Origin of the sequence: Amycolatopsis sp. lyj-346 (assembly GCF_046548975.1) — a bacterium.
GTDB lineage: Bacteria > Actinomycetota > Actinomycetes > Mycobacteriales > Pseudonocardiaceae > Amycolatopsis.
In genome coordinates this window covers 160,193-179,787 of record NZ_JAJPWT010000015.1, presented here as the reverse complement: position 1 = coordinate 179,787, position 19,595 = coordinate 160,193, and the positions used below count along the sequence as shown (strand labels likewise).

General features: G+C 73.4%; 21 protein-coding genes. 13 read left to right on the top strand and 8 right to left on the bottom strand.

Translation table 11 applies throughout. The features are described 5' to 3' along the window. Window positions 1-130 precede the first annotated feature (130 nt). Window positions 131-640 (bottom strand): CGNR zinc finger domain-containing protein, encoded by a 510-nt coding sequence (locus ACLJQE_RS34235; RefSeq protein WP_410643678.1) that lies wholly within the window; start codon window positions 638-640, stop codon window positions 131-133. Between the two features lie 25 nt (window positions 641-665). Between ACLJQE_RS34235 and ACLJQE_RS34230 the strand changes: the two genes are divergently transcribed. Next, window positions 666-830: a hypothetical protein gene (locus ACLJQE_RS34230; RefSeq protein ID WP_410643677.1), complete on the top strand. Its 165-nt coding sequence runs from the start codon at window positions 666-668 to the stop codon at window positions 828-830. A gap of 201 nt (window positions 831-1,031) precedes the next feature. Beyond that, window positions 1,032-1,598 (top strand): hypothetical protein, encoded by a 567-nt coding sequence (locus ACLJQE_RS34225; protein ID WP_410643676.1) that lies wholly within the window; start codon window positions 1,032-1,034, stop codon window positions 1,596-1,598. A 69-nt stretch (window positions 1,599-1,667) separates the two neighbouring features. Here the strand turns inward: ACLJQE_RS34225 and ACLJQE_RS34220 are convergent, their stop codons facing one another. Next, a complete protein-coding gene (locus tag ACLJQE_RS34220; protein ID WP_410643675.1) occupies window positions 1,668-2,702 on the bottom strand; it encodes a site-specific integrase in 1,035 nt (344 codons plus the stop codon). Between the two features lie 250 nt (window positions 2,703-2,952). Between ACLJQE_RS34220 and ACLJQE_RS34215 the strand changes: the two genes are divergently transcribed. The 3 genes from ACLJQE_RS34215 to ACLJQE_RS34205 are packed head-to-tail and all read left to right on the top strand — an operon-like array spanning window position 2,953 to window position 4,811. Continuing rightward, window positions 2,953-4,026: a hypothetical protein gene (locus ACLJQE_RS34215; protein WP_410643674.1), complete on the top strand. Its 1,074-nt coding sequence runs from the start codon at window positions 2,953-2,955 to the stop codon at window positions 4,024-4,026. 9 nt (window positions 4,027-4,035) lie between these two features. After that, window positions 4,036-4,383: an ArsR/SmtB family transcription factor gene (locus ACLJQE_RS34210; RefSeq protein ID WP_410643673.1), complete on the top strand. Its 348-nt coding sequence runs from the start codon at window positions 4,036-4,038 to the stop codon at window positions 4,381-4,383. Then, window positions 4,380-4,811, top strand: coding sequence for an SRPBCC family protein (locus ACLJQE_RS34205; RefSeq protein WP_410643672.1), 432 nt, complete (start codon window positions 4,380-4,382; stop codon window positions 4,809-4,811). The genes ACLJQE_RS34210 and ACLJQE_RS34205 overlap by 4 nt, the downstream gene beginning before the upstream one ends. Before the next feature lie 7 nt (window positions 4,812-4,818). Here ACLJQE_RS34205 and ACLJQE_RS34200 read toward each other — a convergent pair whose 3' ends face one another. Then, complete coding sequence (locus ACLJQE_RS34200; RefSeq protein WP_410643671.1) at window positions 4,819-5,757, bottom strand: AraC family transcriptional regulator; 939 nt, start codon at window positions 5,755-5,757, stop codon at window positions 4,819-4,821. 82 nt (window positions 5,758-5,839) lie between these two features. On the opposite strand from ACLJQE_RS34200, the gene ACLJQE_RS34195 reads away from it, so the two are divergent. Together ACLJQE_RS34195 and ACLJQE_RS34190 are read left to right on the top strand one after the other, a co-directional pair. Next, window positions 5,840-6,661 carry an NAD(P)H-binding protein gene (locus ACLJQE_RS34195; RefSeq protein ID WP_410643670.1) on the top strand — a complete coding sequence of 274 codons (822 nt, stop codon included), beginning with the start codon at window positions 5,840-5,842 and terminating at the stop codon, window positions 6,659-6,661. Between the two features lie 23 nt (window positions 6,662-6,684). Further along, a complete protein-coding gene (locus tag ACLJQE_RS34190) occupies window positions 6,685-7,137 on the top strand; it encodes a DUF1772 domain-containing protein (RefSeq protein WP_410643669.1) in 453 nt (150 codons plus the stop codon). A gap of 43 nt (window positions 7,138-7,180) precedes the next feature. Here ACLJQE_RS34190 and ACLJQE_RS34185 read toward each other — a convergent pair whose 3' ends face one another. Genes ACLJQE_RS34185 through ACLJQE_RS34175 form a run of 3 tightly spaced genes read right to left on the bottom strand, consistent with a single transcriptional unit; the run spans window position 7,181 to window position 9,898 of the window. Further along, a complete protein-coding gene (locus ACLJQE_RS34185) occupies window positions 7,181-7,516 on the bottom strand; it encodes a YciI family protein (protein WP_410643668.1) in 336 nt (111 codons plus the stop codon). A gap of 1 nt (window position 7,517) precedes the next feature. After that, complete coding sequence (locus ACLJQE_RS34180; RefSeq protein WP_410643667.1) at window positions 7,518-8,807, bottom strand: RNA polymerase sigma factor; 1,290 nt, start codon at window positions 8,805-8,807, stop codon at window positions 7,518-7,520. 20 nt (window positions 8,808-8,827) lie between these two features. Beyond that, window positions 8,828-9,898, bottom strand: coding sequence for a TetR/AcrR family transcriptional regulator (locus ACLJQE_RS34175; protein ID WP_410643666.1), 1,071 nt, complete (start codon window positions 9,896-9,898; stop codon window positions 8,828-8,830). A gap of 86 nt (window positions 9,899-9,984) precedes the next feature. Between ACLJQE_RS34175 and ACLJQE_RS34170 the strand changes: the two genes are divergently transcribed. Continuing rightward, window positions 9,985-11,160, top strand: a complete 1,176-nt coding sequence (locus tag ACLJQE_RS34170) for a cytochrome P450 family protein (protein ID WP_410643665.1) — start codon at window positions 9,985-9,987, stop codon at window positions 11,158-11,160. Here the strand turns inward: ACLJQE_RS34170 and ACLJQE_RS34165 are convergent. Beyond that, window positions 11,143-11,919 carry a TetR/AcrR family transcriptional regulator gene (locus ACLJQE_RS34165; RefSeq protein WP_410643664.1) on the bottom strand — a complete coding sequence of 259 codons (777 nt, stop codon included), beginning with the start codon at window positions 11,917-11,919 and terminating at the stop codon, window positions 11,143-11,145. The genes ACLJQE_RS34170 and ACLJQE_RS34165 overlap by 18 nt on opposite strands. 81 nt (window positions 11,920-12,000) lie before the next feature. On the opposite strand from ACLJQE_RS34165, the gene ACLJQE_RS34160 reads away from it, so the two are divergent. Genes ACLJQE_RS34160 through ACLJQE_RS34145 form a run of 4 tightly spaced genes read left to right on the top strand, consistent with a single transcriptional unit; the run spans window position 12,001 to window position 17,376 of the window. After that, entirely contained in the window at window positions 12,001-12,957 is a 957-nt protein-coding gene (locus ACLJQE_RS34160) for an ATP-binding cassette domain-containing protein (protein WP_410643663.1), read from the top strand. Beyond that, on the top strand, window positions 12,954-13,736 hold the full coding sequence (locus ACLJQE_RS34155; RefSeq protein WP_410643662.1) for an ABC transporter permease: 783 nt from the start codon (window positions 12,954-12,956) through the stop codon (window positions 13,734-13,736). Before ACLJQE_RS34160 ends, ACLJQE_RS34155 begins: the two co-directional genes overlap by 4 nt. A 44-nt stretch (window positions 13,737-13,780) precedes the next feature. Next, window positions 13,781-16,297: a DEAD/DEAH box helicase gene (locus tag ACLJQE_RS34150; RefSeq protein ID WP_410643661.1), complete on the top strand. Its 2,517-nt coding sequence runs from the start codon at window positions 13,781-13,783 to the stop codon at window positions 16,295-16,297. After that, window positions 16,294-17,376, top strand: coding sequence for an SWIM zinc finger family protein (locus ACLJQE_RS34145; RefSeq protein WP_410643660.1), 1,083 nt, complete (start codon window positions 16,294-16,296; stop codon window positions 17,374-17,376). Before ACLJQE_RS34150 ends, ACLJQE_RS34145 begins: the two co-directional genes overlap by 4 nt. A 317-nt stretch (window positions 17,377-17,693) precedes the next feature. On the opposite strand, the gene ACLJQE_RS34140 is transcribed toward ACLJQE_RS34145, so the two are convergent. After that, complete coding sequence (locus tag ACLJQE_RS34140) at window positions 17,694-18,905, bottom strand: FAD-dependent oxidoreductase (RefSeq protein WP_410643659.1); 1,212 nt, start codon at window positions 18,903-18,905, stop codon at window positions 17,694-17,696. A 77-nt stretch (window positions 18,906-18,982) separates the two neighbouring features. Between ACLJQE_RS34140 and ACLJQE_RS34135 the strand changes: the two genes are divergently transcribed. Continuing rightward, window positions 18,983-19,516, top strand: a complete 534-nt coding sequence (locus ACLJQE_RS34135) for a TetR/AcrR family transcriptional regulator (protein ID WP_410643658.1) — start codon at window positions 18,983-18,985, stop codon at window positions 19,514-19,516. The last annotated feature ends 79 nt before the right edge of the window (window positions 19,517-19,595 follow it).

Genomic DNA, 19,595 nt, shown 5'->3' with positions numbered 1-19,595 from the left:
AGTGTAGGCAGAGCCGGCGGGGCGAGGGTTTCCGCCCGGCGCAGAATCCACGCTCGTCCACGGCCGGCGGGAGGATCGGCTCGATCGACACCACGGTACTGGCCGACGGAACTCCGGTCGCCGTGCTGACCTAGGCGCTGACCTGCCGGGCCCGGTGCTCGGCCACGTGGACGCGGGTGGCACACCGCGTCGAGCAGAACCGGCGGCGGCCGTTGCGCGAGGTGTCGACGTACGCCGTTTCGCAGCCTTCGCGGCTGCAGATGCCCAGGCGGTCCGGTGCCTCGCACACAAGGTGGGCCAGGCCGCCCGCGGTGTACGCGCGGACCCGGCCGACCGGCCCCGCGTCCTCGGCCGAGTAGTGCAGGTGGGGCGGCTTGCCGTCGTGGGTGGTGATGTACGGGCGGCATGCCGCTTCGGCGAGCAGCTCGTTGACCAGCTGCGGGCGGGCGGCGGGGTCGGCGGCGAACACCGGCCGCAGCCGGACGGCCCAGGCGGCGATCCGGGTCGCTTCGCCGTCGGTCAGTGCCTTGATGGCCATGCCGTTGCGAACCATCCCGTCGAGGAGCTCGCTCGCGGAACCGGCGTTGACCAGATCGGCGGCCACCAGCGCGGCCGGGCCGCCGTAAGGGTTGAAGTGCACTGAGCCATTACAGCACGATCGTGGCATGGACCGGAACCGTTGCCCACGCTGCGGCTGGCCGCTCGCCGAACTCCCGGCGGACGCGGCGCAGCCCGTCACCCGCCGGCTCGATTACGTGCGTTGCGTCTGCGGCAGCTGGCTCGCCCGCTGGGACGGCGAAGTCGTCGGCGCCACCCGGGCGGCGCCGTGATTGGAGTACCACCCGACTACGCCGGGACTCGATGCCGAACCCGAGCAACGCAGACCCGTCTCGATCTCGAACCGAAGGTGCTCTTCCGTGCCGGCACCTGACTCGGGCCGCCGTGGTTTTCGCGTTCGTCCGCCACACCCTGCGCCGGATACACGGCATGGAGGGTGGCCTTCGGCGGCAGGGGATGTCACCGTGGTGGGTGTGCGGTCGGACGACCATCCGTCGGTGCGGGGAGTTCTGGTGGGTTACTGGGGAGGTTCGCGGTCCTGGCGGGTGTGGCCGTACCGCTTCGAGATCGATCTTGAAGCCTATCGGGTGCGCGGGCTCGTGCCGCCGGGTACGCCGAACCTGTACTTCGACCTGTGGCTCTTCGAGGACGAGTTGATGGACCACGAGTTCCTGGACCGCCACGCCGGGACGCACCCAGAGCCCACCCCCGACGGACGGTACGGCACCTTCGCCGACGGCACCCCCGACGACCTGCTCAGGTGGACCGCCGTCCAACGAGCCATGCTGGCGGCACTGCGGAGCATCGCGACCCGGCTCGGTACCGAGCTTGACAAAGGAGGCGGGGTGGACGCGCTGCGACGCTGCCACCAGCGCATGGGCGCTCTCGCCGCCGAGCACCGGCCGGTGTGGGAGGAGATCGTCCCGATCCACCATCCGGCGGCCGTTCGCGACTACGCACCCTGGACCGCAGAGGCCCGGCAACGCCGCAAGATCCGGGAGCGCAATATGCAATATGGAAGCGGCTACTCCTCGGGATGAGACTTCCGTCTCGCTTCGGCGCGTCAGTCGTGGTGGCTGAGGCCCCTGCCTGGTGCCGGCGTACCTGATTCAGAGGTCGAGTGCGCCCGCCGCGTTGTCGTTCCACTGGTCGACGCGGCGGATGTACTCGTACAGCGCTCGGCTGCCGCGTACCCAGCGGCCCTGGTCGGCGATCGCGAGGTCGTCGGCCCCGGCCCGGCGCGCCTCGGTGGCGAACCCGGAGCGCAGGGAGTGCCCGGTCACCGGGTACGGCAGGCCCGCGCGGACGCCCGCCCGGGTGAGGATCTGGTTGACGCCGGTGGTGCTCAACGCGGGCTTGCCGACGTTGCCGTGCCGATCCACGCGGCGGAACGCCGGTCCCTCGGTGAGGCCCGCGCCCGACCGCCAGGCGTGCCACGCCCGCACCGGGTCGGTGTCGGCGCTCTCGCGTCGTGGGACGACCATGTCGCCGGTGCTCTTGCCGTGCCGGACGGTCACCGCCAGGCCCCGGTCGTCGACCGGCTGCACGTCGGTGACCAGCAGGTTCGCCAGGTCGGAGCAGCGGGCGGCGATCGGGAAGCCGATCAGCAGCATCGCCCGGTCGCGCGTGCCGGCGAGGGTGTCGGGACACGCGCGCGACATCGCCCGCAGGTCGGCGAGGGTGACCATGGTGGCTTTGCCGCGGCCGCGCTGGATCCCTTCCCGCGCCAGCCGCTGCCGGTAGCCCTTCAGCGCCCGCCAGGCGGCGCGGCTGGCTTCGGGGTCGACGAGGACCTTGTGGTGGCGCAGCCCGGCGAGCGCGCCGGTGAGCCGCCGCTCGATCGTCGACGGCGCCGCCGGGGCGGCCCGTTCGGGCACTTCGGGCACGGCCCGCTCATCCGGGCGCAGCGTGCGGCCACGTTCCAGCCACACGACGAACCCGGTCAGCGCGCCGATCGTCGCCGACAGCGGCGGGATCCCGGCTTCGGCGGTGTAGTCCTGCCAGACCTGCCAGTCCTGCGCGTAGGCCTTGAGCGTGTTGGGTGGCCGCTGTTCGTCGACGTGCCGGGCGGCGGCTTCGTCCAGCAGCGCTAGCCGCTCGTGCACGCTCAGCGCGGCGTCGGTCACCGGTTCCAGGTCGGGCACGCGCCGAGGTTACGGGATGTCGATCTCCGCGGGCCGGAACCGACCCTGGCGGGTTGATGCCGGACGGGCCCGGGGGTGGGGGGTCCCAGTTTTTCGGAGCCCGATTCCGGCCCTCGTTGCGCCCTCGGTCCGCCGTCGTGTTCTGGGTTTGGATATGTGACCTTATCCAAACCCAGACCGCGTCCAAGGAACCTTCTGATTCAGAACAGATGCTTCTAGTTCTGATTAGAAGGTTTGATAGGGTGCCCTCATGACGGAAGACGCTGGTCAGGTGCGCGTGTGCGAGTACCGGAGGTGTGGGGCGCCGCTGCCGCCGGCCGTGGGGCGGGGGAGCCGGGCGCGGTTCTGCCAGGACGGGAAGACCTGGGGACGGCGGAACCTCAGCTGCCGCGATGCCGAGGCCGTGCTTGCGGACGCCGAAGCGCTGCGGGAGAGCGATACCGCGCTGGACGACACCGCCGTCACCGCGCTCGCCGGCCAGGTCGACCGGGTGCTCGAACCGGCTCGCGGGCTCGTCGAGACCCTCACGACGGTGCGCCACCAGCTCGAAGCCACGACCGCCGCCGCGCTGGCCGAGCGGGACACGGCCCTGGCCGAAGCCGACGAGCACCGCCTGCACCGTGGCCGCGCGGAAGCCGAAGCCGCCCAGGCCCGGGACGCGGCCGAGACCGCCGTGGCCGCGGCCGCCTCGGCGGAGCGGGAAAAGGCGGCCGCGCTGGGTGAACGGGACGAGGAGCGTGCCGCCCGGCGCGCGGCCGTCCAGGAACAGCAGCGGGCCGAAGGGCAGCTGGCCGCGGTCCGCGACGAGCTGGCCCGCGTTGCCGATCGGGCCGATGCCACCGCCGCCGTCGCCGGGGAACGCGCCGCGGCGATCGCCACGCTGACTGCCGAACTGGCGGCCGCCCGGACCGCGCTCGAGGAGGAACGCGACCGCGGCCGGTCCGCCGCGGCGCGGGCCGACGCCGTCCAGGACCGGCTCGACGCGGCACGCGCCGACCACGAAGCCGCGCTCGGCGCCGCTCGTGACGACCAGGCGAAGGCGGTCGCGGCGCACGAAGTGGCGCTCGATCGTGCCCGCGCGGAGGCCGGGCGCCTGCGTGCCGGGTTCGACCAGCGGCTCACCGAACTGCAGGCGGCGCACGAACAGACCGTCCGGTCGATGCACGAAACCACCACGAACCTGGGCGCCGAACTGCGTTCCGCGCTGAGCCGTGCCGAGGCTGCCGAGCGGGAGCTGGCGGGTGTGTTCGGCGTTCTGCGCGAGGCACCCGAGCTACCCGAGAAACTTAAGCAGTTGCTTGACCGTCGTCCGGTGCAGGATTAACTTAAGTAAGTGCTTAACCATGAGGGGTCGCTGGACCTGGTGTTTCGCGCTTTGGGCGACCGGACCCGGCGGGCGCTGGTGGAACGGCTCGTGCGCGGTCCGGCCTCGGTCAGCGAGCTGGCCGAGCCGCTGACCATGTCGCTCGCCGCCGTCGTCCAGCACCTGCAGGTGCTGGAGACCGCCGGGATCGTGCGGTCGGAGAAGACCGGCCGCGTCCGCACCTGCCGGATCGAACCGGAGGCGCTGCGGGCCGGCGAGCACTGGCTGGGGCAACAGCGCACCACGTGGGAGAGCAGGCTCGACCGGCTCGGCGGCTTCCTCGCCGGCCCGGAGACCGCGGAAGGGAGCACGTCATGACCGTCCTGCACGCCACCTTCACCCTCGAACGCACCTACCCCGCCACGCCGTCGCGGGTGTTCGCGGCCTGGTCGGACCCGGCCGCGAAGGCCCGCTGGTTCGTCCCCGACGGCACGCACGAGCTCGACTTCCGGGTCGGCGGGACGGAATCCGTCGACGCTCCCGGCCCGGACGGCACGGTGCTCAGCGCCGTCTCGACCTACCACGATATCGTGCCGGACCGGCGGATCGTCTACGCCACGACACTGAGCGGCGGCAAGGTGCTCGCCACGGTCTCGGTCACCACCGTGGAGCTGCGCGAAGAAGGGGACGGCACGCGGCTGGTCCTCACCGAGCAGGGCACCTTCCTCGACGGCGCCGAGCGGCCGGAGTGGCGCGAGCAGGGCACCGGCGACTGGCTCGACCGGCTCGGCGCCGCGCTGACCTGAGGGCCGCCTACCGTGCCGGCGCCCGGTAGTTCTGCGGGCTGAGGCCGAATTCGCGCTTGAACGCCGCGCTGAGGGCGAACGCGCTGCCGTAGCCGACCTGGCGGGCGATCGAGGCGATCGTCGTCTCCGGGTGCTGGCGCAGCAGGTCCGCGGCCAGCGCGAGCCGCCAGCCGGTCAGGTACGCCATCGGGGTTTCGCCGACGGTGGCCGCGAAGCGCCGGGCCAGCGCGGCTCGGGACACGCCGACGTCGGCCGCGAGCTCGGCGACCGTCCACGGCTCGGCCGGCTGGTGCTGCAGCAGCCGCAGCGCCTGGCCGGCCACCGGGTCCTCGTGCGCCCGGTACCACGCCGGTGCGGTGGTGTCCGGCCGGTCGAACCAGGCGCGCAGCGCGGCGATCAGCAGCAGGTCCAGCAGCCGGTCGAGGACGGCTTCCTGGCCCGGGACGTCCTTGCCGATCTCGGTGGCGAGCAGGCCGACGAGCGGGGTGGGCCAGTCGGCCGCGCGCAGGACGAGCACCGGTGGCAGCGCGGCCAGGAGCCGTTTGCTCAGCTCCCCTTCCATCCCGTACGTGCCGGTGAGCAGCACGACCGGGCCGTCGGTGCCGTGGCCCCAGGTGCGGACCCCGATGTCGGCGAGTTCGGTCAGGTGACCGCCGTCGGGGGTGCGGCACTCCTGGCCGGGCAGGATGATCGCCTGCGGCGGGGTCCCGGGGTGGTCGGCGACCAGGTACGGATCCGGACCGCGGACGATCGCGACGTCCCCTTCGCCCATCGTGACGCCTTCGCCGCCTTCGGGCACGATCCACGCTTCGCCGCGCACGACCGACACCACGGTCAGCGGCGCCTGGTCTTCGATGCGCAGCGCCCACGGTGGGGTCAGCACCGAGCGCAGCAGGAAGGCGCCGTGGGCACGGGGGCCGTCGAGGAGCGCGGCGAGCGGGTCCATGCCCTCGATCGTAGACGATGGAACATGCGATCAAGGCTTTGAACCATGGAGAGTCTCACCGGCAGCCGCTTGACTGAACGGCATGACAACGAACTTCCTGGTGGTGGGCGGCACCGGCAAGACCGGGCGCCGGGTGGCGGACCGGCTGCGTGAGCGCGGCCTGGGCGTGCGGATCACGTCGCGGCGCGGGGCGCCGCCGTTCGACTGGGCCGATCGCGGCACCTGGGCACCGGTCCTGGCCGGCGTCGACGCGGTCTACCTGACCTACTACCCCGACCTGGTGGTGCCGGAGGCGGCCGGTGACATCCGGGCGTTCGCCGAGCTGGCGGTGGCGGCCGGGGTGCGGCACCTGGTGCTGCTGTCCGGCCGCGGCGAACCGGAAGCCGAGGCGTGCGAAGGGATCGTCCGGGCGGCCGGGACCGGCTGGACGATCCTGCGGTGCAGCTGGTTCGCGCAGAACTTCAGCGAGCACTTCCTGCTGGACGCGGTCCGCGGTGGGCGGATCGTCCTGCCGGCGGGCACGGTGACGGAGCCGTTCGTCGACGTCCGTGACGTCGCCGACGTCGCGGTGAAGGTGCTGACCGAGCCCGGTCACACCGGGCAGCTGTACGAGCTGACCGGGCCGCGGCTGCTGAGTTTCGCCGACGCGGCCGCGGCCGTGGCGACCGCCTCCGGGCGGGATGTCCGCTATGTTCCGGTTTCGGCCGGCGAGTTCGCCGCCGCGGCCGTGAGCCAGGGCGTGCCGGAGGCGGAGGTCGGCGCGCTGAGCGAGTTGTTCGCGCGTGTGCTGGACGGGCGCAACTCGTCGGTGACGTCGGGGGTGGAGCGGGTGCTGGGCCGTCCGGCGACGGATTTCGCCGATTTCGCGCGGGACGCCGCCGCGACCGGGATCTGGACGCGGTGAAGGGGAAGGGGAAGGGGAAATCGATGTCGACGGTGGTGCTGGTGGCCGCGCTGGTCGCGGCGGGGTTGATCGCGGGGTTGTTCTACGCCTACGCCTGTTCGGTCATGCCGGGTCTGGCGCGCGGGGACGACAAGACGTTCGTCGAGGGCATGCGCGGGATCAACATCGCGATCGTGAACCCGGTGTTCCTGCTGACGTTCCTGGGTGCGCCTGTGCTGGCGGGGGTGGCGGTGTTCCTGACCCCGGGGCCGCGGCCGTGGGTGATCGCGGGGTTCGGGTTGCTGGTGGCGATGGTGGTGATCACCGGGGTGGTCAGCATCCCGCTGAACAACGCGTTGGAGAGCGGCGGCGATGACCACGCGGCGGTGCGGGCGGCGTTCGAGACGACGTGGGTGCGCTGGAACATCCTGCGCGCGCTGGTGAGCACGGCGGGTTTCGGCTGCCTGGTCGCGGCCGTGCTCACCCGGCGCGGTTAGCCCTCGCCCCGTCGTCCGTCCCCGGGCCGGACGGCGGTGGGCATCAGGTGAAGTCCTCCGGTCCCCACATCGGGCGGACCTCGATGCTGCCGTAGGTCGCGGCGGGGTGGCGGGCCGCGAGTTCGAGGGCTTCGTCGAGGTCGGCGCAGTCGAGGACGACGAAGCCGCCGATTTGTTCCTTGGCTTCGGTGAACGGTCCGTCGGTGAGCAGCACTTCGCCGTCGCGGACGCGGATGGTGGTGGCTTCCGTCGGCGGGCGGAGACCGCCGCCGCCCCGGAGCTTGCCGCGGCGTTCCATGTCTTCGCTCCAGCCGTCGCAGCCGTCGTATTGGTGTTCTTCGGCGGTTTCGTCGCCGCAGATCATCAGCAGGTACTGCATGTCAGGATCCTTTCCGGGCTTCGCGCGATGGTCTGGCTTCGCCTGCCCGACGAGCGGTCTCGTCCGGGACCGGCACCAGTTCCGAAATCCTTCGTGTGAGGTAGGTGCGTTCGGCTTCGGTGCCGGCGAGCTCGCGGGCGCGGGCGTACCAGCGGGCGGCTTCGGCGTGGTGGCCGAGGCGGCGGAGGAAGTCGGCGCGGGTGGCGGCCAGCAGGTGGTAGCCCTCCAGCGGCAGCGCGTCGAGCAGGGCGAGCCCGGCCGTCGGGCCGTCCGCCATGCCGACCGCGATGGCCCGGTTGAGTTCGACGACGGCGCTGGGGACGTGCTTGCGCAGCTGGTCGTAGAGGCCGGCGATCTGGCGCCAGTCGGTGTCGGCCGCGCGGGTGGCGGTGGCGTGGCAGGCGGCGATGGCGGCCTGGATCTGGTACGGCCCGGGACGGCGGCGGCGCAGCGCGCCTTCCAGGACGGTGGTCCCCTCGGTGATCGCGGCGGTGTCCCAGCGGGTGCGGTCCTGCTCTTCGAGGGGGACGAGGACACCGGCGGCATCGACGCGGGTGGCGCGGCGGGCGTGCTGGAGCAGCATCAGGGCGAGCAGGCCGAGGGCCTCGGGTTCGTCGGGCATCAGCCGGGTGAGGACGCGGGCGAGCCGGAGCGCTTCGGCGGCGAGGTCCGGGCGGAGCAGGTCGGGGCCGGTGCTGGCGGAGTAGCCCTCGTTGAACGTCAGGTAGAGGACGCCGAGCACGGCGGTGGTGCGTTCGGGCAGCAGGTGCGCGGGTGGGACGCGGTAGGGGATGCGGGCGTGGCGGATCTTGCGCTTCACCCGCACGAGCCGCTGGGACATGGTCGCTTCGGAGACGAGGAACGCGCGGGCGATCTCGGCGGTGGACAGGCCGGCGAGGGTCCGCAGCGCGAGCGCGACCTGGGCTTCGGTGGCCACCGCGGGGTGGCAGCAGGTGAAGATGAGCCGCAGCCGGTCGTCGGTGACGCCGCTGTCGTCGGGTTCGGGTTCGGGTTCGTCGTGGACCCCCATGAGGCCGGCCTCCCGGAGCTTGGCGGCCCCGACGGCGTCGCGGCGGAGCCGGTCGGTGGCGCGGTGGCGGGCGGCGGTGGTCAGCCAGGCGCCGGGCCGGGCCGGGACGCCGTCACGCGGCCAGGTGCGCAGGGCCAGGGCGAAGGCTTCCTGGGCGCATTCCTCGGCGAGGTCCCAGTCGCCGGTGATCCGGATGAGCGTGGCCACGACCTGGCCCCACTCTTCGCGGAACGCTTCGGCGACCGCGGTCTCGACGTCCATCCTGGCTCCTCGCGCCGGTTTCACCCTCCCGACGAACGGGACGGTCCCGGACCGACAGCCACCGCGTGACACGCGCCGAACCCTTCGGCGCGTGCGACGATCCGGCCGGCTTCGACGCGGACGGCGGCCTCGGTGGCGTCGCTGACGGCGGTGACGCCGGCGGCGGCCGCGAGTTCGCCGCCGGCGTCGCAGACGAGCCGTAGCCGGGGCCGGGCCGGGGGCGCGATCGCCTGGTCGAGGCAGCCGCGCAGGTCGGCGACGGCGAGCCGGGCAAGCGGGGCGAGCTCGGCGGGATCACTGGTGACGAGCACGGCGGTGACGTCGGCGCCGGCGCGGACGGCTTCTTCGAAGGCGGCGGCGCGGTGCAGGCCGAGGACGGTGACGACGCCGTCGCCGGGCCGGAAGGGTTCGCCGGTCAGCAGGTCGGTCGCCGTCGGCGGCTGCCACGGCTCGCTGCCGGGCCGGGCCGGGGTGGTGATCGGCGGCTCGGCCGGCCAGTCGTCGCTCAGGTCGAGGTCGAGCAGCGCGGCACAGGCGGTGACGAGGTGGAACGGCTCGCCGAAGCCGGGTGCGGCGGCGGCGAGCTGGCCCGCGCCGTGCAGCGTGGTGAGGGCGGCTTCGGCGACGCGCACGAGACGCCGTCCCGGGCGGACGCGCTCGAGGGCGAGGCCGAGGAGGATCGCGTCGACGCGCATGAGCTGCGCGAACGGCCGGCGGGTGTGGTCGTCGGCGAGGATTTCCGGCAGCAGGTCGCGTCCGAGCCGGGCGTCCTCGCTGTCGCTGTCGGTGGACAGCGGGAGCCGGGCGATCCAGGTGCGGGCGAACGCGGCCAGGACGTCGGCCGCGGACGGGTCCGGCGGGGGCGTGGCGGGGCGGGGTGCGTGTTCGGCGAGGTCGGCCAGAACCGCGAAGTACAGGGCGCGTTTGCCGGGGAAGTTCGAGTAGACCGCGCCGCGGGTGAGCTCGGCGCGTTCGGCGATGACGTCGATCTTCGCCTCGCGGAAGCCGCGGCGGGCGAACTCGTCGCGGGCGGCGGTGAGCACCTTGGCGCGGTTGCGTTCCTGCGTCTCCGCCCTGCTGAGCCGGACCATCGTCCTCCTTGCCGTGGGGTCGGCGACCAAGATACCGTGACCACTGAGATGATTGGAACATCTGATTTGAACATCTGGAGTGGTGGATGACCCCCGAGATCGACCTGACCGACAGCAAGGTGCTGACCGACCCGTTCACCGCCTACGACCGGGCACGGGAAGTGAGTGCGGTGGCCAAGCTGGTCATCCCCGGGTTCGGCCCGTTCTGGGCCGTGACCCGCTACGCCGAAGCGCGCGCGATGCTGAGCGATCCCCGGTTCGAGGTGAACTCCGGCAGCTTCATGCGCCCGCCCGGCATCCCCGACCACTGCCTCGCCTACCTGGAGACGATGGCGGAGAAGGACGGCCCGGAGCACCTGCGGCTGCGGCGGCTGGTCGCGCCGGCGTTCACGCCGAAACGGGCCGCGCAGCTGCGGCCCCGGCTGGCGGCGATCACCGAGGCTTTGCTCGACGAGCTGCCCGGGCACGCCGAAGACGGCGTCGTCGACCTCGTGCCGCACTTCGCGCGGCCGCTGCCGATCGACGTCATCTGCGAGCTGGTCGGCATTCCCGCGAGCGACCGGCCCCGCTGGCGCGGTTACGGCGCCGCGGTGGCCGGTGGCCTGGGCCCGGAGTTCGCCGAGGCGATCCCGGCGATCATCGAAGGCGCGAAGGAAGCCGTGTCGCGCAGCCGGGCCGAGCCGGGCGACGACCTCATCGGCGACCTGGTGCGGGCCCAGGCCGACGACGGTGACCGGCTCACCGACACCGAGCTGGTCACCCTGGTCTGGCACCTGGTGCTGGGTGGGCAGACGCCGGTGAACCTCATCGCCAACGCCGTCGAAGCACTGCTGCGGCACCCCGGCCAGCTGGACCTCCTGCGTGCCGACGCCGGGTTGTGGCCGGGGGCGGTGGAGGAGCTGATGCGCTTCTGCAGCCCGCAGCTGCTGACCACGCCGCGGTTCGCGCGCGAGGACGTCGAGATCGGCGGGCAGGTGATCGGCAAGGGTGAGCGGGTGACGGCGGCGGTGGTGGCCGCCGACCGCGACCCCCGGGTGTTCGCCGACCCGGACCGCTTCGACGTCACCCGGCCGGGGCCGGCGCAGCTGGGTTTCTCGCACGGGCCGCACTTCTGCCTGGGTGCCTCGATCTCGCGGGTGCAGACCGAGGTGGCGTTGTCGTCGCTGTTCGCCCGCTTCCCGGACCTGGCGCTCACCGAGGACGTCCCGCGGGCACCCGACGGTGGGACCTGGCGCCCGGCGCGCCTATTGCTGACGTTGTGAGACCAGCGTTTCGATGCCGTCGAGGACGCGGGCGAGGCCGAAGCGGAAGGTGAAGGCCGGGTTCTCGGCGGCGTTGTGGGCCTCGCCGGCAGCTTGGCCGACGCGGGAGGAGATCGGGTAGTGCGCCGCGTCGGCGGCCGGGATGCCGGCCAGCACCGGCCAGGCGCGCTCCCACCACTGGGCGTCGGTCATCCCCGTGGTGCGGACCAGGCGGGCGTTGTCGAGCGAGCTGCGCGCGGTGGTGCGGACGAGGCCGGTGACGAGGCTGACCACGGCGTCCATTTCGACGTCGCCGAGGCCGATGTCCTCGACCGCGCGCAGCTCGCGCTCGTACTTGGTGAAGCTGTTCGGGCCCAGCGCGGAGCGGCTGGTGGTGACCTGCAGCAGCCAGGGGTGGCGGTGGAACAGCGCCCACTGGTCTTCGGCGACGGCGGTCAGCGCCGCCCGCCAGCCGAGCCCTTCTCCGGGGGCCGTCAGTTCACCGTGGGCGTGGTCGATCATCAGGTCCAGCAGCTCGGCCCGGCCCGGGACGTAGGTGTAGAGCGACATGGGGGAGACGCCGAGCTGCTCGGCGACCCGGCGGATGGTGACGGCTTCGATGCCGTCGGCGTCGGCGAGGGCCACCGCCGCGCGCACGACGTCGGCGGTGGCCAGTTTGGGTTTCGGGCCGCGGCGCGGGGGTGCCGAGACGCCCCAGAGCAGCTCGATCGCGCGCCGCGGGTCGCCGTCACCGTTCTCCTGCGTGCTCACGGCCGTCATTCTGCCCACCCGATTCCCGTACAACGTACAGAGTTGTGCTAACCTCTTTCTTCGTACACTGTACAGAGTTAGAGGGGCGGGATGACTCCGCACATGCACACCGAGCAGATCCACGCCGAGGGACTTCGCAAGCGCTACGGCGACGCGTACGCCCTCGATGGCTTCGACCTCTCCGTCCCCGCAGGCACCCTGTGCGGCCTGCTGGGCCCCAACGGCGCAGGCAAGACGACGGCGGTCCGCGTGCTGTCGACGCTGCTGCGCCACGACGGCGGCGTCGCCCGGGTGGCCGGGTTCGACGTCGACGCTGAATCAGCGAAAGTGCGGGCTTCGATCGGGCTGGTGGGGCAGCAGGCCGCCGTCGACGAGATCCTGTCCGGGCGGCAGAACCTGATCCTCTTCGGACGGCTGCACCACCTGGGCCGCCGGGAGGCCACCCGCCGCGCGGACGACCTGCTCGAACGGTTCGGCCTGGCCGAGACCGGGCCGAAGCCGGTGTCGGCCTACTCGGGCGGGATGCGGCGGCGGCTGGACCTGGCCGCCTCGCTCCTGGCGGCCCCGCGGGTGCTGTTCCTCGACGAGCCGACGACCGGGCTGGACCCGCGCAGCCGCAACGAGGTCTGGCGGGCGGTGCGGTCGCTGGTCGCGGACGGGACGACGGTGCTGCTCACCACGCAGTACCTGGAGGAAGCCGACCAGCTGGCCGACCGGATCTCCCTCGTCGAGCACGGCCGGGTGATCGCCGAGGGCACCCCGGCCGAGCTGAAGGGTTCGCTCGGGGCGACCCGGATCGAGCTGGTGCTCACCGATCCGGACGCCGTCGGCGCGGCGGCGGGCCTGCTCGCCCGGGTCACCGGGGCCGAACCGGTCACCGAGGAGCTGCGGGTGAGCGCGGCCGCGCCGGACGAGGCGTCGGTGCTCACCGACGTCGTGCGCGAGCTGGGCGCGGCCGGGCTGGCCGTGGCCGACGTCGCGCTGCGGCGCCCGACGCTCGACGAAGTGTTCCTGCAGCTGACCGGCCAGCCGGAGGTGGCGCGGTGAGGTGGGCGATCGAAGACGGGTGGACGCTGACCCAGCGCTACCTGGCGCAGCTGGCCCGGCGCCCGGCCCGGCTGGCCACGGTGGTGGCGTTCCCGATCCTGATGGTGCTGATCTTCGCCTACCTGCTCGGCGGCGGGATGAGCGTGCCCGGCGGCGGCTCCTACCGGGAGTTCCTGATGCCGGGGATGTTCGCGATGACGATGGCGTTCGGGCTGTCGGGGACGATGATCGCGGTGCTGGACGACGCGGCCAAGGGCGTCACCGACCGGTTCCGGTCGCTGCCGATGGCCCCGTCGGCGGTGCTCACCGGCCGGGTCGCGGCCGACCTGGTGAACGCGGTGCTCGCCTTGGCGGTGCTGCTGGGCTGCGGGTACGCCGTGGGCTGGCGGCCGCACGGGAGCCTCGGCGAGACCCTGGCCGCGCTCGGCCTGCTGCTCCTGCTGCGGACGGCGCTGGTGTGGGCGGGGATCTACCTGGGGCTGCTGACGTCGGACCCGTCGATGGTGACGCTCGCGCAGACGCTGGAGTTCCCGTTCGGGTTCCTCTCCAGCGCGTTCGTGTCGCCCGCGACGATGCCGGCGTGGCTGGGAACCGTGGCGGAGTGGAACCCGTTGTCCTCCACGGTGACCGCGGCGCGAGTGCTGTTCGGCAACCCGGGTGCGGCCGGCACGTCCTGGGTGAGCTCGCACGCGGTGCCGATGGCGGTGGTCTGGCCGCTGGTGCTGCTGGCGGTGTTCGTACCGTTGTCGGTGCGCCGATACGGGAGGCTGGGGAACTGAACGTCCATTTCGAACCGGGCGAACCACCACGGGCGGGCCGCCTGGTGGTCGAGGGCCGTGAGCTGTCCATTGCGGACGGTCTGCCGGAGCTGCTGGGCGGGGCCGACGCGTTCTGGGCATCGGCGGCGCAGGCGGCGTTGCGGCTGGTGGCCGCGGGCCGGCTGCTGCCGGGGGTCACCGCGGCCGGGCACGACGCCTGGCGCGTCGGGCCGCTGGAGCCGGCGGAAGCCGCGTGGCTGCGGGACCTCGCGGCGGCGATGCCACCGGACGAGCGTGCGCCGGGGCCGCTGCTGCGGGCGTTCCTCGACGCCGTCGCCGACACGCTGCCCCGCACCCCCGCCGCGGCGAAGGCGGCCGGGACGCGGCTGTTCGCCGCCGTCGCACCGCAGCGTGCGGAGGCCCTGCGCGACTGGGCCGGCGAGCTGGCCGCCGGCCTGGACTCGGGGATCCGGGTGTCGCTGCGGATCGAGGCACCCGACGGGTTCGGCTCCGGCCGGTTCCACGCCGTGGTCCAGGTGCACAGCCTCGCCGATCCCGGGCAGGTCGCCGACGCGGCGCGGCTGTGGGAGACCGGGCGGTTCGGGCCGCGGGCCCGCATCGACGTCCTGCTGGCGCTGCGGCGGGGTGCGCAGGTGTGGCCGGCGCTCGGTCCGCTGCTGACCTCGGCGGTGCCGGACGGGCTGGAGCTGGGCGGGGACGACGTCACCGAGCTGCTCGCGGCCGCGGCGCCGCGGCTGGCGGCGGCCGGGATCGACGTGCACTGGCCGGCCGAGCTGGCGGGGTCGCTGACCGCGCGGGCCGTCGTGCGCGCCGGGGACGCCCCGGGTGATCTGCCGTCCTTCTTCGGCGGCGGGCGCGCACTGGCGTTCGACTGGCAGCTCGCCCTGGGCGGTGAGGTGCTGACGGAGGCGGAACTGGACGTGCTCGCCGAAGCACGCCGTCCGGTGGTGCGGCTGCGGGACCGGTGGGTGCTGGTCGACCCGGCTTTGGCGGCGAAGGCACGGGAGCGGGCGCTGAAGCCGCTGACCCCGGTCGATGCCCTGGGTGCGGTGCTGTCCGGGACCACGGAGGTCGACGGCGAGGCGGTCGAGGTCGTCACCGACGGCTGGCTGGCCCAGCTGCGGGAGCGGCTCGCGCAGCCACCGGAGCCGCCGGCCCCGCCGGCCGGGCTGGCCGCGACGCTGCGGGACTACCAGCTGCGCGGCCTGCAGTGGCTGGCCACGGTCACCGGGCTCGGGCTCGGCGGGTGCCTCGCCGACGACATGGGCCTCGGCAAGACGGTCACGCTGATCGCGCTGCACCTGCACCGGGCGGCGGGGCCGACCTTGGTGGTGTGCCCGGCTTCGCTGCTGGGCAACTGGGAACGCGAGATCCGCCGGTTCGCCCCCGGCGTGCCGGTGCGGCGCTTCCACGGCAGTGCCCGGTCCCTCGAGGAGCTCGACGGGTTCGTCCTGACCACCTACGGCACGCTGCGCACCGATCCGGCGCCGCTGGCCGGGGTGCGGTGGGGGCTGCTGGTCGCCGACGAGGCCCAGCACGTGAAGAACCACCGCTCGGGCACGGCCAAGGCGCTGCGGCTGGTGCCCGCGGCGGCGCGGGTGGCGCTGACCGGGACGCCGGTGGAGAACACGCTCTCGGAGCTGTGGGCGATCCTCGACTGGACCGCGCCCGGCCTGCTGGGCTCGCTGAGCGAGTTCCGGACGCGCTGGGCGAAGCCGATCGAGGCGGGCGACCCGGACGCGGCCCAGCGGCTCGCGTGGTTGCTGCGGCCGTTCCTGCTGCGGCGTCGCAAGTCCGACCCCGGGATCGCGCCCGAGCTGCCGGCGAAGACCGAGACCGACCGGCCGGTGGCGCTCAGCGCGGACCAGGTGGCGCTGTACGAGGCGGTCGTGCGGGAGATGATGGCCGAGATCGCCGCCAGCGACGGCATCGCCCGGCGCGGCCGGATCGTCAAGCTGCTGACCGCGCTCAAGCAGATCTGCAACCACCCGGCGCAGTACCTCAAGGCGCCGTCCCTGCACGAGGGCGGCGGCCGGTCGGGCAAGGTGGAGCTGCTCGACGAGCTGCTGGAGACGATCCTCGCCGAGGACGGCGCGGTGCTGGTGTTCACCCAGTACGTCGCCATGGCCCGGCTGCTGGAGAAGCACCTGGCCGGACGCGGCATCGCGACGCAGCTGCTGCACGGCGGGACGCCGGTGGCGCGGCGCGAGGAGCTGGTGGCGCGGTTCCAGAACGGCGAGGTGCCGGTGTTCCTGCTGTCGCTGAAGGCGGCGGGCACCGGTCTGAACCTGACGCGCGCCGACCACGTCGTGCACTTCGACCGCTGGTGGAACCCGGCGGTGGAGGACCAGGCGACCGACCGGGCGTACCGGATCGGGCAGACCCGGCCGGTCCAGGTGCACCGGCTCGTCGCCGAAGGCACGGTCGAGGACCGGATCGCGGCGATGCTGCGGGAGAAGCGGGCACTGGCCGAGGCCGTGCTGGCCGGCGGCGAGGCGGCGTTGACGGAACTGTCGGACACCGAGCTGGCGGAGCTCGTCGAACTGAGGAGCGGCGGATGAGTGACGACCGGGTACGCGGCTTTCCCGCGTTCGGCGCGGCCGGGCACCTGGCCCGTTCGTGGTGGGGCCGGGCGTGGGTGCGCGCGATGGAGGACACCGCGCTGGACCTGCGTCAGCTGAAGAAGGGCCGCAAGTACGCCGCGGCGGGGCTGGTCGGCCCGATCACGGTCAGCCCGGGCCGGATCGCGGCGGTGGTCGAGGACGCCGACGGCGGCCCGTACCGGACGCAGCTGTCGCTGGCGGAGCTGTCCGGACCGGACTGGACGCGGTTCCTCGACCGCGTCGCCTCCCGCTCCGGGCACCTGGCGGCCCTGCTGGACCGCGACATGCCACCCGACCTGGTCGAGGCGGCCGGCGTCGACCTGCTGCCGGGGATCGGCGACCTCGACCCCGAATGCGACTGCCCGGGCTGGGAGCTGCCGTGCCGGCACGCCGCGGCGTTGTCGTTCCAGGCGTCGTGGCTGCTGGACGCGGACCCGTTCCTGTTGCTGCTGATGCGCGGCAAGGGGGAGCGGGAGATCCGCGAGGAGCTGGAGAGCCGCACCGCGCCGGTACCGCGCGAGGAGCCGGCGGCGGACCGGGTTCCGGGTGAGCTGCCCGACCTGGCCGGGTTCCGGCCGTCGGGGGCCCCGTCGATCCCGGCGGCACCGGGCGTGCCGGCCGAGGCGTTCGCGCTGCTGGCCGCCAACGCCGCCGGACAGGCCCGTGCGGTGCTGGCGGGACGGCCGTGGCCGGGACGGCGCCAGGATGCGGTCCGGCTGGCCGCGGAGTTTCCGGCGGTCGCCGACCGGCTGGGTGCGGGTGCGGACTTCGCGCGGGCGGTGGCGGCGTGGAGTTACGGCGGGCCGGACGGGCTGGAGGTGCTGGAGTCGCCGTGGACCCCGCCGAAAGCGGTGGTGGCGGCCGCGCGGGCGGCGCTGGGGGAGCCGGCTGCGGTGTTCGAGCGGAACCACTGCACGGTCGGGGCGGTGCAGCTGAGGCTGGACCGCCGGGGCCGGTGGCACCCCTACCGGCTCGAAGGCGAGGTGTGGTGGCCCGCGGGGACGCCGGAGAACGATCCGGCGCTGCTGGTGGGCTGACCAGCTCCGGACGCCGGGCCCGGCGGTGGTGGCACCTGGCGCCTCCGGCGCGCTCGTTGCGGCAGCCTGCCGGATGTCCGGCAGCCGGTGCGGCCGGGCGGTCGCACCGATTTCGCACCGCCGGGTAGAAATCCGCCCCTTTGCCCGGTATCCAGCGCGGTACTCGTTGTCTCCTGTCCCCCGACGGCGGGTTCCGCCGGGCCACTGGGGGTGCGGGCGCGCGGGTTCCTCCCGCGCGCCCGCCCGGTTTACGCCGGTGACCGAAACACCCGCTGTCGAAGCTGGAGGGGGCTCCAGCCACGGGGTCCCCTCCAGCGTCAGGCTGTCGCCTGCAGCGCGTAGTCCTTGATCTGCATCGAGTCGTGCAGGCGCACGCCGCCGGCGTTGAGCTTCGCGATCGCCCGCGTCATCCCGGCCGGCAGCGCCGAGACCAGCCGGCCACCGCGGGCCAGCGCCCACACCCCGGCACGCGTGGCCGGGATGAGGCTTCGTGCCGCGCCGACGGCGAAGGCCCGGCTGCGGCGCACCAGCTCGCCCATCTCGCGCTCGTAGGCGGCGAAAGCACGCTCGTGATCGCCGCCGGCCGCGGCCAGCTCGCCGGCCAGGACGTACGCGCCGAGCACCGCGAGGCTCGTGCTGCCCCCGACGGCCGGGCCGGGGCAGTAGCCGGCGTCGCCGACGAGCGTGACGCGCCCGCGTGACCACGTGTCCAGCCGCAGCTGGGTGATCGAGTCGAAGTAGAACGGTCCCGGCCCGTCCAGCTCCGCCAGCCAGCCGTCGACCTGCGGGTGCATCCCGGAGAACGCTGCCCGGAGCAGCTGCTGCTGACGCGGGACGTCCCGGTGGTGGTAGTCGAGCTGCTCGTCGCGGCGGAACAGGAACACCGCCCGCGCCTCGGACATGTGCCGGGCGCGGTAGATGGCCGTGGTGCGGCCGGGGCCGAGGTGCATGACGGTCTCGCCGTCGAGGCCGAGGGGGTCCGGCAGGGACAGGACGGCCAGGTACGCCCCGATGAACTTCGTGAGCCCGGCCTCCTCGCCGAACACCAGGCGCCGCACGTTCGAGTGCAGCCCGTCGGCTCCGACGACGACGTCGAAGCGGCGCGGCGCGGCCTGTTCGAAGGTGACTTCGCCGTCGGGGGAGATGGCGGTGATCGAGTCGCCGAAGAGGTACTCGACGTCGTCGCGGCCGGCGTCGTGGTAGATCTCGCCGAGGTCGTCGCGCATGACCTCGACGTGCCGGTCGGACGTGGCGTGGTAGATCTTCGCCAGGTCGATCCGCACGGGCCGTCGTGCGCCCTCCCGGTGGAGCGTCAGCCGGGTCGTGCCGGTGGCGAGAGCCTCGACGCGGGGCAGCACGCCCATCTTTTCGGTGATGTCCATGGCCGGCCGGAACAGGTCGACGGCGTGGCCGCCGGTCTTGCGCAGCGCCGGTGCGCGCTCGACGACGGTGACGTCGAAGCCGTGCCGGGTGAGCCAGTACGCCAGCACCGGGCCGGCGATGCCGGCGCCGGAGACGAGGATCCGCACGAGTACCTCCCTGACTTAACGGTAGGTAAGTTGTACCACGGCAGCTTACCTACCGTTAAGTCAGTTATGCTGGGTCCGTGCCGAAGCCCTCCGACACCAAGCAGCGCATCCTTGACGTCGCCCGCGACCTGTTCACCAGGCACGGCGTGCAGCGCACCAGCCTGCAGGACATCGCCGACCGGCTCGGCATCACCAAACCCGCGCTCTACTACCACTTCCCGTCCCGCGACGACCTGGTCCGCAGCATCGTCCAGCCGATGCTCGACGACGGCGAGAAGTTCCTCCTCGACCAGGAAGCCCGCGGCGACGCGCCGGTCCGGGAACTGATCGAAGGCTTCTTCGACTTCAACTACCGGCACCGCGCCGACGTCGTCATGCTGCTGGCCGAACTGCCGACCCTGGCCGACCTCGGGCTCATCGACCGCGTCCTGGGCTGGCGGACCCGGCTCACCGAGCTGATCTGCGGCCCGGCACCGACCCTCGAACAGCAGGCCAGGGCCATCCTGGCACTGGGCGGCCTGCAGGACGTCTGCATGCAGTTCCCCGACGTCCCCCTCGCCGACCTCAAGGCCGCCGCGGTCGCCGGCGCCCTCGACGCCCTCGGCCGCTAGCGCCGGTTCCGGGCAGAACTTTTCCAGAATCAGTGCGCTTCGGGTGTCGAGAACGTCGCGACGGCTCCGTCCCAGGCAC

Coding starts and splice junctions, on each gene's coding strand:
- ACLJQE_RS34170 (WP_410643665.1), top strand. CDS start 9,985: ATGACCCCCGAGATCGACCTGACCGACAGCAAGGTGCTGACCGACCCG.
- ACLJQE_RS34145 (WP_410643660.1), top strand. CDS start 16,294: ATGAGTGACGACCGGGTACGCGGCTTTCCCGCGTTCGGCGCGGCCGGG.
- ACLJQE_RS34195 (WP_410643670.1), top strand. CDS start 5,840: ATGACAACGAACTTCCTGGTGGTGGGCGGCACCGGCAAGACCGGGCGC.
- ACLJQE_RS34175 (WP_410643666.1), bottom strand. CDS start 9,898: ATGGTCCGGCTCAGCAGGGCGGAGACGCAGGAACGCAACCGCGCCAAG.
- ACLJQE_RS34200 (WP_410643671.1), bottom strand. CDS start 5,757: ATGGACCCGCTCGCCGCGCTCCTCGACGGCCCCCGTGCCCACGGCGCC.
- ACLJQE_RS34190 (WP_410643669.1), top strand. CDS start 6,685: ATGTCGACGGTGGTGCTGGTGGCCGCGCTGGTCGCGGCGGGGTTGATC.
- ACLJQE_RS34185 (WP_410643668.1), bottom strand. CDS start 7,516: ATGCAGTACCTGCTGATGATCTGCGGCGACGAAACCGCCGAAGAACAC.
- ACLJQE_RS34180 (WP_410643667.1), bottom strand. CDS start 8,807: ATGGACGTCGAGACCGCGGTCGCCGAAGCGTTCCGCGAAGAGTGGGGC.
- ACLJQE_RS34160 (WP_410643663.1), top strand. CDS start 12,001: ATGACTCCGCACATGCACACCGAGCAGATCCACGCCGAGGGACTTCGC.
- ACLJQE_RS34165 (WP_410643664.1), bottom strand. CDS start 11,919: ATGACGGCCGTGAGCACGCAGGAGAACGGTGACGGCGACCCGCGGCGC.
- ACLJQE_RS34230 (WP_410643677.1), top strand. CDS start 666: ATGGACCGGAACCGTTGCCCACGCTGCGGCTGGCCGCTCGCCGAACTC.
- ACLJQE_RS34215 (WP_410643674.1), top strand. CDS start 2,953: ATGACGGAAGACGCTGGTCAGGTGCGCGTGTGCGAGTACCGGAGGTGT.
- ACLJQE_RS34205 (WP_410643672.1), top strand. CDS start 4,380: ATGACCGTCCTGCACGCCACCTTCACCCTCGAACGCACCTACCCCGCC.